The sequence below is a fragment of the Candidatus Margulisiibacteriota bacterium genome (genome assembly GCA_028715625.1).
GTDB lineage: Bacteria > Margulisbacteria > Riflemargulisbacteria > GWF2-35-9 > GWF2-35-9 > JAQURL01.
In genome coordinates, this window is record JAQURL010000060.1 from 1 (window position 1) to 15921 (window position 15921).

General features: G+C 38.4%; 14 protein-coding genes. 4 read left to right on the top strand and 10 right to left on the bottom strand.

All coding sequences use genetic code 11. The features are described 5' to 3' along the window. On the top strand, positions 1-1804 hold a 1804-nt coding region (locus PHV30_09265), incomplete at its 5' end, for a hypothetical protein (protein MDD5457209.1). Here the strand turns inward: PHV30_09265 and hisD are convergent. From hisD to PHV30_09300, 7 genes are all read right to left on the bottom strand, one after another. Then, positions 1794-3080: a histidinol dehydrogenase gene (gene hisD / locus PHV30_09270; protein MDD5457210.1), complete on the bottom strand. Its 1287-nt coding sequence runs from the start codon at positions 3078-3080 to the stop codon at positions 1794-1796. The genes PHV30_09265 and hisD overlap by 11 nt on opposite strands. Next, on the bottom strand, positions 3077-4420 hold the full coding sequence (gene aroA, locus PHV30_09275; GenBank protein ID MDD5457211.1) for a 3-phosphoshikimate 1-carboxyvinyltransferase: 1344 nt from the start codon (positions 4418-4420) through the stop codon (positions 3077-3079). The genes hisD and aroA overlap by 4 nt, the downstream gene beginning before the upstream one ends. A gap of 1 nt (position 4421) precedes the next feature. Continuing rightward, a complete protein-coding gene (hisG, locus tag PHV30_09280; GenBank protein MDD5457212.1) occupies positions 4422-5033 on the bottom strand; it encodes an ATP phosphoribosyltransferase in 612 nt (203 codons plus the stop codon). Next, complete coding sequence (locus tag PHV30_09285) at positions 5033-5872, bottom strand: ATP phosphoribosyltransferase regulatory subunit (protein ID MDD5457213.1); 840 nt, start codon at positions 5870-5872, stop codon at positions 5033-5035. Before PHV30_09285 ends, hisG begins: the two co-directional genes overlap by 1 nt. A gap of 147 nt (positions 5873-6019) precedes the next feature. After that, positions 6020-6709 carry an ATPase domain-containing protein gene (locus PHV30_09290; protein ID MDD5457214.1) on the bottom strand — a complete coding sequence of 230 codons (690 nt, stop codon included), beginning with the start codon at positions 6707-6709 and terminating at the stop codon, positions 6020-6022. Further along, positions 6702-7835: a response regulator gene (locus PHV30_09295; protein MDD5457215.1), complete on the bottom strand. Its 1134-nt coding sequence runs from the start codon at positions 7833-7835 to the stop codon at positions 6702-6704. Before PHV30_09295 ends, PHV30_09290 begins: the two co-directional genes overlap by 8 nt. A 2-nt stretch (positions 7836-7837) precedes the next feature. Beyond that, positions 7838-8530, bottom strand: coding sequence for an ATPase domain-containing protein (locus PHV30_09300; GenBank protein ID MDD5457216.1), 693 nt, complete (start codon positions 8528-8530; stop codon positions 7838-7840). Between the two features lie 125 nt (positions 8531-8655). Here PHV30_09300 and PHV30_09305 point away from each other — a divergent pair, with 125 nt between their 5' ends. Continuing rightward, entirely contained in the window at positions 8656-10245 is a 1590-nt protein-coding gene (locus PHV30_09305) for a FapA family protein (protein MDD5457217.1), read from the top strand. Next, positions 10238-10954 (top strand): hypothetical protein, encoded by a 717-nt coding sequence (locus PHV30_09310; protein MDD5457218.1) that lies wholly within the window; start codon positions 10238-10240, stop codon positions 10952-10954. The genes PHV30_09305 and PHV30_09310 overlap by 8 nt, the downstream gene beginning before the upstream one ends. Here PHV30_09310 and PHV30_09315 read toward each other — a convergent pair. The 3 genes from PHV30_09315 to PHV30_09325 all read right to left on the bottom strand — a co-directional run bounded on the left by PHV30_09315 (position 10951) and on the right by PHV30_09325 (position 13968). Next, positions 10951-11088: a hypothetical protein gene (locus tag PHV30_09315; GenBank protein MDD5457219.1), complete on the bottom strand. Its 138-nt coding sequence runs from the start codon at positions 11086-11088 to the stop codon at positions 10951-10953. The two genes, PHV30_09310 and PHV30_09315, sit on opposite strands and share 4 nt — an antisense overlap. A gap of 319 nt (positions 11089-11407) precedes the next feature. After that, on the bottom strand, positions 11408-12145 hold the full coding sequence (locus PHV30_09320; protein ID MDD5457220.1) for an ATP-binding protein: 738 nt from the start codon (positions 12143-12145) through the stop codon (positions 11408-11410). Positions 12146-12183: 38 nt separating this feature from the next. Then, positions 12184-13968 carry a hypothetical protein gene (locus PHV30_09325; protein MDD5457221.1) on the bottom strand — a complete coding sequence of 595 codons (1785 nt, stop codon included), beginning with the start codon at positions 13966-13968 and terminating at the stop codon, positions 12184-12186. Between the two features lie 455 nt (positions 13969-14423). On the opposite strand from PHV30_09325, the gene PHV30_09330 reads away from it, so the two are divergent. Further along, the coding region (locus PHV30_09330; protein ID MDD5457222.1) for an ankyrin repeat domain-containing protein at positions 14424-15921 on the top strand (1498 nt) is incomplete at its 3' end.

Sequence of the window (15921 nt, forward strand, 5' to 3'; positions counted from 1 at the left end):
CGATGATCATTTTTTGGCCCTGATTAATAAAGAGATGAAAAAAATCTTTATTCCTAAAGATTTTTTCGTACAGCTGTCAACCGATAAAAAATTAACAACTCTTCCCAAAAAATATTTAAAAAAATACATATACCAACCTTCCACCGGCACTTTAAGTTTTAGCGGAAAAATGACCAACGAGGAAAAAACGTTATTAAAAAAAATTTTCACTTCCGATACCGACAAAAGAATGCTTAATCAGGTTATGCAGGAATCGCTTGATGATTTTGAAGAAGACATCTGGAAAAAATTACTGCTGTTTGTTAAAAGCATAAAATTTACGAATTACCTGAGCAGCAAAAGGCCCCTGGGTGAAATCCGTTATCATTTGAGCACAGATTTTTTTAAAGAATTTGCCAGAAGCCGCAATATTGATGACTTTACCGGTGTAGCCTATGACTTTGATAAATGGGACAAAATAAATTTTAAATTTTATTTTCATAAAAAAAGGATAAATCTGTTAACGACCAACATAGCCATAGCTGATAAGGCTTTGGAAAAATTTTACGATGAAAATAAAGTTATCCATGAAAAAATCATTAAAAAACACGCCGAGTCCCTATTTCCTAACGCCAAGGAATTTACAAGCCTGGACTATGATCTTTTCAGTAAAATTATTTATACGGATGAGGTTGGTAACGAACATATTTTGAATGAACTCGGCGATACCAGAAATATCCGACAGATCGTTATTTCTTTTTTTGAAAAAGCTGACAAATTTTTTCAGTTGTATGAGTTTTCCGATATTAAAGGAATTAATCCGGATAAAGCCATAAAAATTTTCGAACATCTGCGCAGGAATAAATTTATCTCCTGGGAGCAGGCACTGAACCTTGAACTTATCAGAAACAGCAATGCAGCAGACCTGGACCTGCCACCTGAATTGAAAACCTATGAAACAGTAATTTTAAAAAGATTAAAGTACCTTGCCGATAATGACAACACGAAACTACGAGAAATCCTGCGTAACGAGGGGGTAGACCCCAAACATATCCGGGATATTAATATTGAGTTTCTGGGAGAAGGAGACAATAAGGTTGTCTATAAGGTAACCTGCACTCTGGGAAAAAACACCAAGGTATTTACAACAGCTATCAACAGGAGACCTTTTAAACTTAAACCCAATGGAGACATAAATATCAAAGCCAATAATACTTATGAAGAATTTGAGCAAATGCTCAGGTTCGGGGTACCCAAAAAACTGGGCATCCATATGGACAGTCCTTTACCTCAGGGGTTTTATTTTACAACCTTTGATGAAGACGGCAGCCACTACGGTGTCTTTGCCAAAGCTTATGTTTACGGCCGTTATGAGTTTGATGATATGTTCCAGTTACTGGAAAATGATCCCCAAAAGGAAGAAAAACTTAAAAAACTGCATTTCCAGCTGGGGCAATATCTTGGCAGACTGCATAAGCGCACCAACTATTTTCCCTATGAAATAAAGCTAAGGAATTTTATAGTAAGAAGCAAACGAGACAGCAATGAACATATAATCGAACTTTGCGATATTCATCCCTTTGTTTATGACAACGAAGATATTTTTGAAGGTTTTTCCAATTATATTGAGCATTTCGGTGTGGCCTACGATGATGAATTTTTTGACGGACTTGTGGCCAACAGCATAGACCTGGCTGAGCTGCTTTTATATGAAGCCGAAAGAGATTCCGGCTGGACGGCCAATCATATAAAAGAACGTTTATGTTACTTTCTGGAAAAAAATTATGGCGGGAAAAAACCTAAGACCAGAAAAACTAAAGTCTGATCCGGGCAGCGTTTGCGTGGCCGTCGAGGCCCTCAAGTTCGGCTAACTTGTACGCGTCATAGCCGACATCGCGAAAATCTTTTTTGTCCAAAAAAATGAGGGAAGAGGCCTTTAAAAAATCCTTGGCGCTGAGAACTGAAGAAAATCTGGCGGTACCACCCGTGGGTAAAACATGATTGGGCCCAAGGTTATAATCGCCCAGCACTTCCGGAGAATATTCCCCCACAAAAATCGCGCCGGCGTTTTTTACTCCCTGTACAATTGTTTTATAAGCTTCGTGAAAAACCTCCAGATGCTCGGGAGCAATAAGGTTAATTAATTCAATTATTTTTTGATAATCTCTTTCCTGGACCACAAATATAGCGGAATTATTGGCAATGGATTGATTGATAATGTCTTTACGTAATAAGGGATAGCATTGCTTTTCTATTTCCTGACGAACTTTATTGGCTAAATCGTTGGAATCGGTAATGAAAATTGCCGAAGCCAGAGGATCATGCTCGGCCTGGGCCAGCATATCAGCAGCTATATAGCGCGGATTACTTAATGAGTCTCCTACAATACAGATATCGCTGGGGCCGGCAAGTTTATCGATACCGGTAACACCGAATACTTCTTTTTTGGCCAAAGTGACAAAAATATTCCCCGGGCCGACAATTTTATCTACGGGATCAAGGTCTTCGGTTCCGAATGCAAGCGCGGCAATGGCCTGAGCACCACCCATCCTGTAAATCTCGGTAATGCCCAGTTCCTTAGCGGCAGCCAGAACGAGATCATTTACTTTGCCGTCTTTCCCTGCGGGTGTAGCCATAACAATCTGTTCAACTCCCGCTACCTGAGCAGGAATGACATTCATCAGCACAGTTGAAGGGTAACTGGCCGTGCCTCCGGGAACATAAACGCCTACCCGTTCCAATGATGATACTCTCATACCCAGACTGGAATTGTTGGAAATACTTATAGACCAGCTTTTATCCATAAACTGTTCATGATACGCGCGTATATTTTTTATAGCTCTTTTTAAAATGCCGAGAATTTCCTGATCTATGCGGCTGTATGCCAATTCCAATTCAGTGGAGGTTACTACGAGATCCAAAAAAATTGAGGCCGGATATTCAAATTCTTTGATATATTTTAACAGGGCACGATTGCCATTTTCTTTAACATCTTTAACGATATCGCGGACTCTTTGTTCCTCAGGCCTGTTGAAAAAAGATGTCTTGTTATGGATATCTTTGATTTTTTCTTCAAAATCACTTAAAAATATTTTAATCAATGAAGTCTGGCCTCCCTATTAATTGTCCGCAGATTTTCGATAAAACCCGGATAAGAAGTGCTGATACAATCCACGTCTATTATACTACTAGTTCCTGTGAGAACAGAAGACATAATCGCACAACTCATGGCTATGCGATGATCTTTATGAGAATCGCAGGTAGCGGGCTTTAATTTGCATTGCCCTGTAATAATCAACCCGTCTTCAAGTTCTTCCACCTCCACGCCGAAATTCCTTAAAAACTCGATAGTGGTTTTGATTCTGTCACTTTCCTTTACCCTGAGTTCAGCCGCGTTCCTGATAACAGTTTTGCCCTGAGCAAAGGCAGCGGCAACAGCAATGATCGGTATTTCATCTATCAGCGTGGGGACAATGTCACCTTCTATTTTTATCGCCTGAAGCTTACTGCTCTTAACTTCAATATCACCTATAGGCTCTCCTTCTTTCTGACTTTCATTAGAAATAATCAAATCAGCGCCCATTTGTTTTAACACACTTAGAATACCTGTTCGTGTAGGATTTAATCCTACATTAGGTAAAATTATTCTGGCATTTTTGGCGATCAAACCCAGTACCATCCAGAACGCCGCTGAAGAAATATCGGCAGGCACCTGTATACTCCCCGGAGAAACCAGCACCCTTGCCGGATGAAGCAAAACAGACCTCCCGGCCCTGACAATGTTTACTCCGAAATGAGCCAGCGTTCTTTCGGTATGGTCCCTGGAAAAACCCGGATCAATTACTTCGGTTACACCTTTAGCGTAAAGACCTGCTAAAAGAACAGCACTTTTCACCTGAGCAGAAGATACCGGCATTTCATATTTTATAGCTGAAAGTCCTTTACCCGGGACAACTTTCAACGGCGCGGTTATCTTTTCCTGATTTAAAGCGCTTACCCACTGCTTGTTTTTATCCTGCGAATAAAAAACAGCCCCCATTTGCGTTAAAGGAAGCACAACCCTTTTCATAGGCCTGGTACGAATTGACTCATCTCCGGTTATAACGCTGCTAAAATTTTGTCCGGCCAGCACTCCCAGTATCAAGCGGATACCTGTGCCGGAATTGCCGCTGTTCAGAACAACATCAGTTTTTTTCAGGCCATACAGTCCGACACCAGTTACTATAACAGTACTACTTTTTCGACTTATAGGCACGCCCAACTGTCTGAAAATTTTCAGAGTATTTAGCGTGTCTTCCGCTGTCAAAAAATTATTAATTATCGTGGTCCCTTGGGCCAAAGCGGAAAAAATAATAGCCCTGTGTGAAATGGATTTATCTGCCGGCACAGAAATAGTTGTGTTTATTGGTAATGACTGGCCTTTTACTTCCAGGCTATGCATATTATTCGATGAGACTTTTAATAAACGGATAGTTCAGACTGTAAAACACATTGTTCGCTATAAGATGCGCAGTAGATTTAAAAATTGTCCTTACTTCTTTGAGTTTATTTTCCACTAAAGTTTTTCCGCTGGCCGTAAGGTCTACAATCACATCGCTAAGGCCGGTAACCGCAGCCAGTTCCACAGAACCGTAAAGTTTGATAATATCCGCTTTCACACCGATTTCATTAAAATATTCTTTGGTACAATTTACAAATTTTGTAGCTACCTTTATGCCGTGATTAAATTCATCAAAGTTCTTGCGCGCGTCTGTAGCTATAACCATGCGACAATGACCGATATCCAGATCTTTCAGGGTGATAACTTTCGGTTTGTTTTCCTTTAAAATATCCAGACCGGTTATGCCGATATCTACAGAACCGTGCTCAACATATGAGGGCACATCCAGCGGCCGCAGGATCATAAAACGATATTTGCCTGTTTTATCAAAAAATATCAGTTGTCTGTCTGAATAAGCATTAACCTTGATGCCTTTATCTTTAAAAAACTTTAAGCCGTCATCCAGAAGATAACCCTTGGCCAGGCCAATAGTGATAACATTTTTATTGGTCATTATTTATCCTTTAAAGCCAGATTAAGTTTTTCAAACTCAATGGCAAACCCGATAGCCGGAATATCCCAGCCGTATTTTTTCAACAGGTTGTCATATCGGCCGCCGGTACCGATTATATAACCCACATCCTTGATAAGAATATTAAAAATCATACCTGTGTAATAAGACATTTCCTCAACGAGACCCAGATTATACTGAATATATTTATTATATTTTTTGTTTGTCTTTTCCCATTCGGCTGCAAACTCGGAAAGTTTTGATTTTTTAGCCAATATATCTGCGCCCCCGATCAGAGGCAGTTTTTTAAGTTTGTGGTAATCGCCATTTATAAGAGCCTGAATTTCTTTTTCCGTTTTATTTTTTGTGTTTTCTATATGCCCGATATCTATTACAAAATCTTTGATATTTATTTTAAGCAATGTTTCAATAAGGACCTTGATGATTTCCACGTCAGATTCGAGACTACTGTTACCCAGATATTCCAGCCCCATCTGCAAAAATTCCTGTTTTCGCAGGATATGATTTTTCCGGAAAACATTTTCTGTGTAGTACAGCTTCAATGGCAGGGCCAGCTGATCTTTTCTGGAACCTACAAGACGGGCTACGGGAGACGTCATTTCCGGACGCAGGCTCATAAGCACTCCCTGCTCGTTAAAAAAACGAATGGAACTTTCTTTCAGATAACCTCCCCAGCCTCTGGACAATTCTTTATAGGGTTCAAAGGTAGGGGTGGTTACACGTACGAATCCGTGCTGTTCAAAACTGGCAGTAATTTTCTGCAACACAGACCGTCTTGCAGAAAGTTGCTCCGGTAATATTTCATTTATTCCATGTAACATATAACTTCATCCCTGCCTCACAGCCATATTACTAAGTTTATAAGATTACGGACATTTTGTCATGCTGAGCTTGACGAAGCATGGCAAACTTAATAGAAAATAAACACCGGTCATCCTTCGTCAGGCTCAGGATGACATTTGCGACTCCTAATACGGATGATCCCCGGGATAAACAATAATCCCGCTATCCGTTATCCTCATTCTGTGTATATCGGTACTGTGACTTGTACCTCTCATTTTACGTATTTCCAGGCCCCGGTAGGTGTGGCTTATATACATCATAATCAGCCCATGACCTAAAAAATCTTCTACTCCAAACCTTGTAAGACCAATATCACCTGATGGTTTCTCGGTAATAATAAGTGTAGTACAACCCATTTTTTTTATCTCATGCAGCATGAAAAAAATATCTTTTCTTAAATGATTGTAATCTTTATAGGCCAGGCCTATTGCCGTTAGCGAATCCAGCACCAGACGTGTAAATTTGTTTTCCTTGATCTCTTTAACTATAAGGGACAGCATATTAAATACATTTTCCTCATAATCTGATTTGAGCATAGGCAGATACATATATTTCACAATACCGTCCTGCAACATAATATCTTTTTTCCATTCAAAACGACTCAAGTCATCCAGAATATCCTCCACTGGTTCTTCAAATGAAACATATAAACCTTTTTCGGAAAACTTGAAAGCGCCGTTAAAAATAAACTGGCTGGAAAGAATGGTTTTTCCGGATCCCGCAGATCCGGAAATAAAATAATTACGGCCCTTGGGCAGACCTCCCTCAATAAGAGCATCCAATCCGCTAATCCCTGTTGAAGTACGCTCAGTCATGGATTTTAACCTTTATCCAGTCACGATCATAATCGATCCATTTCATGCTAGCTACACGCAAATAATATTCTCTGTCTACCTGTTTGGTTTCTATAACGCCGTCCATAATATATTTGATATTGTTAAGAATATGATCGCCAACCGTTCCTTCCTCCAGCACAAATAGAGTGTTGACCATACCGAAAGCCAGCGATGTTCTGGCCAGTTGTGATAAAAAACGCTGAACAATGGACAGATCAAAATTGATAAGCAGAGAGGAAATAGAATCTATCACACGCCTGCCGCCCAGTTTGCTTTGTATGGACTGTCCCAGGTTCTGCCCGGCATCTGCGATTACCATGGATAACTGGTTAAGGTCCAGAATACCGTTAATGGAATATTTTTCTTTTTTCATGCTGGCACCGGAAGACCAGGAGTATGCATCCACGATACTGAACAAATTAAGCTCTTCAAACTCTTCAATTTTTTTATTGACCATTTCATCAAGTTTTTTTCTGATCATTTGCGGAGAGTCATCCAGAGTAATATAAATATTACGTTCCTTGTTCATTATCCCTCTGGAAATAAATTTACGGGCAATAGATGATTTGCCTGAACCTATGGGTCCGATTAGCAATATATTAGAACCCTTGGGAAAGCCCCCCTTTAAAATATTATTCAGTTCCAGTACGCCGGTATCGATATGTTCCATATCCGGGACTTCAACACTCTTTTTTTCAGCCGCGACAGAATGGGCCGCGGCTTCCTTTTGTCCCTTGCTTCTTAATAGCAGGGTTTGCACTCTGCTTCTCAGTTCTTCAAGGTTAAAGGGTTTGGTAATATAGTCATCCGCACCACCTTCGAAACCGGTTATTTTATTAAATTCATCACCAATAGCCGAAAGGATAATAATAGGTACATTGGTAAAATTTTTATTGGCCCGCAGAGTTTTACATACTTCAAATCCGTCTTTTTCCGGCATTACGATATCTGTTATGATCAGGTCGGGTTTATCTTTCAGGGCTCTCTCTATGGCCTGCGTTCCGTTTTTGGCCATTATGGTTTCATAGCCTGCGTCCTCCAGCATGATACTGGTTAACATCAATATATTGGGTTCATCATCTGCAATTAATATTTTTTCTGCCATTTTTATTCTGTGAGCACCAAACCTCTATCGGGTATTATATCAAATATATATTCTTTATTGATATAAAAAGTATTTTGCATTTTTTTTATGAGCAGGGTCCGCTTGTAAACATCTTCTTTTTTGCTGGAAAACATATGGATGACATTGGTGGCGGCCTGGTCGTATAAATGATTCTGTTGCTCGTTCTCAGTGTGAATTAACACCGAGGTGACCTGTAAGGACGGATTTTCCAGAAAATTAATTAGTTCGCTTACATACCTGTTGCAAAAAGCTTTAAAATTAAGTAGCTCATATGGAATTACGGGATCAAAAACCAGTCTTCTGATTTCATTGTTGATAATTATTTTTTCCAGTTCCTGGAAAAAATTGTTCAGAATTGTTGTCTTTAAATCTTCTTCGTTCACATTGGCAAAATAATCCTTGATATCAACAATAAATAAACGGTTCTGTTCCAGGGCCCAATCCAGATCCCAACCAAGACAGTGTGTGTCTGTAAGTATTTGTTGTGGAGTACTTTTGGATGTGATGTAAGCCACGTGCTCATCTGTGAACAGGCCCTTGCGGATATAATTGAGACCGAATATAGTTTTACCGCTACCTGACTCTCCCAGGATCAAAGTTACTTTATGTTTCGGAATACCTTGCTGGACAAGGGCATCAAACCATTCAATACCCGTTGCGACTCTTTCAATCATTATAAAATAAATTTTACAATAGATAAGCCCAATCATCAATGCAAGGGTTATTTATATTTACTTTTAGATGAACGCGGATTAGACTTATTATTAGTTAGGGCTCGAAATGACACTAAGAATTTAATATGCCTAAGAAAGTAAAATCATTAACTTATAAAAATACTGAAATTAACATCTGGGAAACAGGAAATATCAGCTTTCTGACTACTGAGACCCTTGAACCGTCCGGGGTCGAAGAATTTCTGCTGGATAACAGCATAAATTTTTCGTCCAACCTTAAGGACTTCATTTATACAATGAACCAGCAAATATCCGGCAAAATCAAACAGCATTTTATTTTTGTAATCGAGCATATTCCCAACAGCTTCATTGAATATTTATCCAATAACGCTTTGATCAGGGTATATAAAGATGAGATGAAGGTGGAAATATCGCTGTCCCCGGAAGCCGGTTTCGACGACATCATGAAGGATTTAAAAGAACTCGGTATTGTCTATGGTATTCAAACCGATTTGATCAAATTACAAATAAACAGGCAGAGCACTGATTTTTTTATCGCGGCTTTGGGCCAAAACTCCTGCACGCCCAAACCCAGGCTTTATGAATACAATTATCTTACCGAAAGGCCCATACCTATAAACGTCAAACAAAAAGACAAAATATCTTTTCTGGATTTTACGGTGGAAAATATCGTTTCCAAAAATACCGAGCTGGTCAGTTTTTCCGACTCAGTACCGGGAATAAACGGCTTAACTATTACCGGATTGATTATCCCGGCCAAAAATCTTTCTGATTCTGATGTAATGATGGGGGAAAATGTTTATGAAAAGAATAATAAATTTTATTCCTCAATCGACGGAATGGTTATCTTTGATGACAAGCTGGTTTCTGTTACCCCAACCCTGATAATCAACAAACCTGTACTGAGAAAACAAATAGAATTTAACGGAACTATCATTATTCGCAGCAAAGTAACTAACAGTTCCATAAAAGCATCTAAGGATATTATTATTCACGGTGATGTAATCGACAGTAATATTTCCAATCTGGGGTTCATGTATTTTCTATCCGGCATAACAGGCAAGCAGTCCAAGGCCAGCGCCTATTATGATGTGTTTTGCCCTTATGTGCACAGTGGGGCAATTACCTCTACCAAAGGTAATATTTACATCCCTTATGAAGCTTTCAATGCCCGCATCAAAGCTACCGGTTCAATAGTGATCGAAAGGAAAATCTCCGGCGGCTCGGCCGAATCGTCCACCTGTATAAAGGTACACACTGCCGGCGGGGAAAAAATGAGCACGAAAACAATATTACGGTTATACACCCAGGATGAGGATGCAATGGAATATGAGGCAAAAACTCAGTTATTACGTGAAATGGAGAATCAGTTGAGAAATTTAAAATATAACAAGAAAAAACATGAACTGCAAAATATTCATTTGAAGTCAAAAATTAAAACTGATCCGATTTATATAAAAATGACCAAAATGGAATTTCAGCTTCAGGACAGGATCCAAAAAATGAAAAACGCCATAACCAGTCTGAAACGTATACTTAAGGAAAAAAGGAATATAATCCTCATATTCGGAACAATCTGGGGCGGTGTTCAGATCAATATTAATGACAAGGAACTGACCATTAAAGATGATGAAAACTATCCATCTATCTTTTCTCTTGGAAATTTCGGTATTTTGAGGAAAAAATATGCTTAAAAAATTATACTTCGCCTTACTTTGTCTAACTTTAATTGTTGTTGTGACAGGCTGCGCGAATTACTATTTAAAACCCACAGGAGCAACCAAAATAGAAAACAAAGGAATTATTTATGAGATAATTCCCTATACCGCGCAGATTCATCAGCAATATAATATGGACCCGTTATTTGCCGAACTTGATTACAATACAACCTTTCTTATTCATATCACCAACCTTAATAATTATCCTGTTACCACAACCCTGGCCAATGCTTTCATTTTTCAGGACAATACTCAACTGCAATATTCAATGATTCGAGACCCGTTTATCTATTTTAAAGATTCACTGAAAAAAAACCCGTATTCAGACCTGCCCTACACAGACTTGCGCAATCAGGAACTGGAAGTGCAAAGACTTGCAGATCAGAATGTAACCACTGATAACGCCACGTATCTGAAAACAAACCTGGCGGACCTGAAATACAAAATTTATACAATGGAACAAAACCAGTTATTTCAGGAAGAATTAAGCCGGAGAGAAAAAAATATAAAAGCGAAACTGGAACAATACGGTTTTAAAGATCAGATCATTTACGCTCAGGGGAATTATTTGGGATTATTGATTTTTCCACCTGTTTCCCGGGAAAAGCTGAACAACTCTACTTTGTTTTACACTCTGCCGGACAAACAGGTGATTTCGGTTTCATTTACTTTACAAAACAATTAATTTAAACTTACATTGATTAAAACTGCAACACTGCCAAAATCCATCATATATTCGATTTTTTGAAGTTTTTCTTCTCCTTCTGGTGTGAGCTGATTTACTTTCTCGATCAAAGTTCGCAGTTCTTTCTCATCCATGATTAAAACTTCCCCCTTTCGAACTTATTATTATTATTCCCTGAAAAACACATTTTAAACATCCATTTTTTCCCATTGGTTCCCTGTTTTCAAACATTTATGTATTTAGTTATGCCCTGAATTTCTTGCTTTAAACCTTTTTATATACCTAAAAAAATTGATGGATTGGGATTTATGCCTAATCCAGCCCTTGCAGCTTCATTTAGAGGCTATCGGAGACAGAGACCGGACAGCCCCCTCAGCAAGTGGGAAAAGAATATTGGATATATCTAACAAATAGAATTAAGATCGGGACGACATCGTTCTGCAGGATAATTATTTAAAACAAATGATTGCTTATAACATTTTTCGAAGAAGTCAGTATACTTGCTTTTAAGCCCGGATTTTGTTTTTCCAGTTTGGCCAGCAGTTTTTTGGTAGCTTTTCTTTGCATTTCCCCTTTTACATTCTCCCGACAGTTGCAGGTAACTATAGGAAAATGCTGTTCCCTGCTAAATCTTAAGATGTCTTCCTCCCGGCAATAAAGCATAGGACGGATAAGCTCGTTAATTCCATTACCTGCTTTGATGTAGGCAGGCATGCCCTTAACCCGGCCATGATAGAGAATATTCATCATGAATGTTTCCAAAAAATCGTCCAGATGATGACCCAGGGCAACTTTATTGTATCCTATATCCTGAGCGGCTTTATAAAGATAAGCCCGGCGCAGTCTGGCGCAAAATGAGCATTTGCTGGTATTTACGGTTAACTTGGAACGGATCAGTTGTTCAATATTATTTTCAATAATGTAATAATCTATCCCCATCTTTTTCATGCCCTGAACAAGAATTTCTTTTTGTTTGGGAGTATAATAAACATCCAGAGTAGCAACAGCCAGATCAAAAACTACCGGTGCTTTCTCCTGAAAAAGCTTCAAAAAATAAACCAGGGTCCAGCTGTCCTTGCCACCTGATAACCCCACCATTATTTTATCGCCTTCCTTAATCAGGTTTTTTTCAATAATCAATTCACCTATATGATGGTTCAGACGTTTTTCAACTTTAGACATTTTAAGCATTTAAACGGATTATATGCTTTCTGAATTTTTAATGCAAATCATCGCGCATCAAAACTTTCAAGTCTGATCATGAGCTTTAACTGTCTGATAAAAAGAGCTAGCGGATAATCAACAGCAAGACTGTTGAGAAGCTCTGCTTTTTGATCACTGGAAAGATTGTTGAATTTATTTTTACCGGCACTGACAAAATCCGCGATTATCTTCTTTGTTTCCGGCTGCAAAACAACGTTCCTGGATAAAAAATTGAACTCCTGTACCTTGATAATTTCCATCAGGTCCTGAGCCGCCAAAAATAACGGATGATATTCCCTGCTTTTTTTATTTTTATTTATCGGAATAAAAATCGTGGCAAAAAACAGAGCAAAAAAATATAAAGGATCGCCCTCGAAACGTTTTAAGTTAAACTCCTTTTCAAATTGCGTGAATAATTCCTTAAAAGCAGCTTTTCTGGCCCTTTGCAAAGGCACACAGCTTTTTATTTTTTCCTGCACAAGTTTATTGTGCCTGGCAACAAACTCAGCCAGGATTTCATTATCATTACTTTTATTAACCAGATATACAACATATTCATTATTTTTTTGCTCCAGCTTGTCCAGCAAATCATAAAAGGCGCCGTCATCAACCTCTTCCAGTTTTTTTAACATTTCACTGCAATAACTATTGATCTGCGCCGCGCAAAAAATAAAAAGCCTGTACTCAGGTTCTTTAGCCCAGTGAGACATACCTATTTTGGCTGTAACAGATATAATGTCTTTTAACAACTCTTCGTAAGCGGTTATCCTGCCCGCTCGGTTTAATTTCTGAAAAAATTCAACAATATCCCAGGCCCAGTCGGACATCTGGCTCGCATTGCGTTTGGAAATATCATTTAACTGTTTTACGCGTTTTTCATCCAGCGTCATTTGTATACGTTTAGCCTCAACAAGCCGCAAATCTATAAAATTCTCAGCATTAACAAGTATCTTTTTGGCACGATCTGAAAAGCCCAATTTCAGAAGTTCATGGACCATAAAAAATTCTACCGAAAGAATCTGCTTTAGGGTCAACGGTGACCTGGCAGTAATTGCCTGCATTTTTTTTAATGTTTTCCCGTAAGCTGTATTCTTATAAGAACCTTGCACAATATGATGCTTCAAAAATTTTATTCTGTGCTTGAGAAAAGCCATATTAAAAAGTTCTTCCTTAAGTTCACTTTTTATAGCGTCGTTTGTTGATCGCTGTAATTTGCGGAACAGATCGAAACTGCTGTGCCTGCGCTCGCCGAAATAAAAAATGCTTCCTTTTTTAATATAAAATTTCTGAAATAACCTGTAATATGTTTTCTCTCCGGGCTCAGGTTCTTTGATCCTGCTTATTTGTGTTTGATTCCCGTTTTTATCTTCCATTATTGCTTTTTGTTCTTTCACTATATAGTTCAATACCGCGGAAAGTTTATCAATACTATCTGTAATCCGCGAATTGATGTTTGTCTGCCGGCCAATAATCAGGAATGTTTGTTTCAGATTTTCCAGAACGCGGTTTATTTCTTTTTTGTCTCCACTGATATATCCGGCTGATTCGCGCAGTCGACTTATATTCGCACCGGCTTTAAGTAATAATTCATTTATAGCCTTATTAACTACAGCTGCCTTCATTAATAATTTTTGTTCTCTGTAGGATTTGCTCCTGCTTGTGTCGATTTTATTTCTAATATCCTGCAATTTATGGAACGAAATATAAAGTTTTGCCGTATCCTGAAATACAGAAAGATACATATCGTTAAGCAGGGCCGCTTCTTTCACAATTGGCGAAGATTTTTTAGCAGAAATTACTTTTTTATTCATATTATTTTCTCGAAATTAAAATTCTGAGAATTTATCGTATACAAAAAATTTAAATTTCAAAATCCGGTTAATCTGATCAAATCTGCAACTTTTTACGTTTTTTTCGATATATTAATATAAACTTTTTGGGGGATATTGCACAAAAAAATAAAATCATTGCTGATAACAATTTTCCTGAAATTGACAATTTCCTTATAGAATTAACTGATCTAATTGCGGAATAATAACAATCCTTTTATTGATTTCGACGTTGATAATTTCGCAGATGAAATGCTGAATATGAAAGACAAAACAGGGAAAACGGCACTGGATCATGCGCGTAATTAATGATGAGATCAAAGAATTACTGCTTGCTTATATGCGAAAAAAAACAAAAAAGTCTCAGTACAATAATCGATTTTCTTCCATGAAAATTTTCTGAAACTATTGTCAGCTGTATTCGATATATATTCAGCATGAGCCTGAACACTAAAATAATCGCGGACTGTGCAAATCCGACAATTTCCGACTATTTACGCGGGAAACTCAAACTTTTTGAGCAGGGTATAAATATTTTCGCCGGGAAGGACGCGCTTACGGTGATTTCCGAACTGGTAAAAATCAAGTCCGGCATCAACCTTATGAAACTTTTCGGAAATATTGAGACTAATGTACAAGGTGTTGATTTAGCTGTTCTGGTAAGTGACACCAAACCTGACATACAGACATTGACTCGTCTCGGAGACATTAAGGCTACAAGTTTGATATCTATTTACTCCTGTCTGGCCAATCTTAAAGAAGACAATAAAAAAGCAGCGGTAACCAACCTCTCCAGGGATTTTTCGCGACTCGGGTTCAAACATCCGCAAAAATCAGGCTATCTCGGCAAGGAAATCATCGAAGCCGCTGCCGGCAATCAAATTTATAAACTGCAACATTATATCGCACAGGGCGCGGACATTAACTCCATTAATAATAACGGCATTACTCCTTTGATGTGCGCGGCGGAGAAAGGTTTTACAGAAGCTGTGCTAGAACTACTGGCTGTTCCCGGTCTGGATATAAACGCCAGGGACCGCCACGGTGAAACAGCCCTGATGAAAGCGTGCCGCAATGGCTATTCGGATGTTGTTTGCGAATTACTAAAATTAAAAGAAAAAATCGAAGTAAACGCCCAGGATGCCAAAAAAAATACCGCGCTGATTTATGCAGCCAAAGCCGGCTTTTTAAAAATCGTCAAAGAGTTATTGAGTCATAAAGACATTAAGGTAAACCTGCAAAATAATTACGGAGAAAGAGATAAAGTAAAGGACACAGCACTGCATAAAGCTATAATTCTGGGACATCCCGGAATACTTGAGATTTTAATAAATCGCAATGATATTGATCTGACCATTAAAAACGGGGAAGGACATAACATTTTAAATCTGGCCTGTATATATGGACGCTATGATCTTGTAAAAAGAATTCTGGAATTAACAAATTTCAGGATTAATGAACCGGACAATGACGGCGACACCCCGCTTATCAATGCAGCGGCAAGAGGTTTGGCGGGTATTGTAAAAATGCTTTTACAAGTAAAAGGGATCAAGATTAACTATCAAAATAAGGATAAAATGACGGCTTTCATGTATACAGCAAAAAAAGGGCTTCCTTTAACTATGAATGAACTACTCAAATATAAAAACAATTTGGAGATCAATCTAAAAAATAATCGGGGTGATACTGCTTTAATCCAGGCCATATGCAATTTAAAAGAACATAGCGAATTCAAAGTAATTCAGACTATGCTTGATCTTGAAGGAATCGATATAAACGCAAAAAATGAGGATGACTACACCGCTCTGATCTGGGCCTGTTATTACCAACATAAAGACGTGATACATAAACTGCTTCAAAAAGAAGAGATTGATGTAAACGCGCTCAATAAAGACAAAAAATCCGCTTTATACTATGCCTTCTGGAAAGATGACC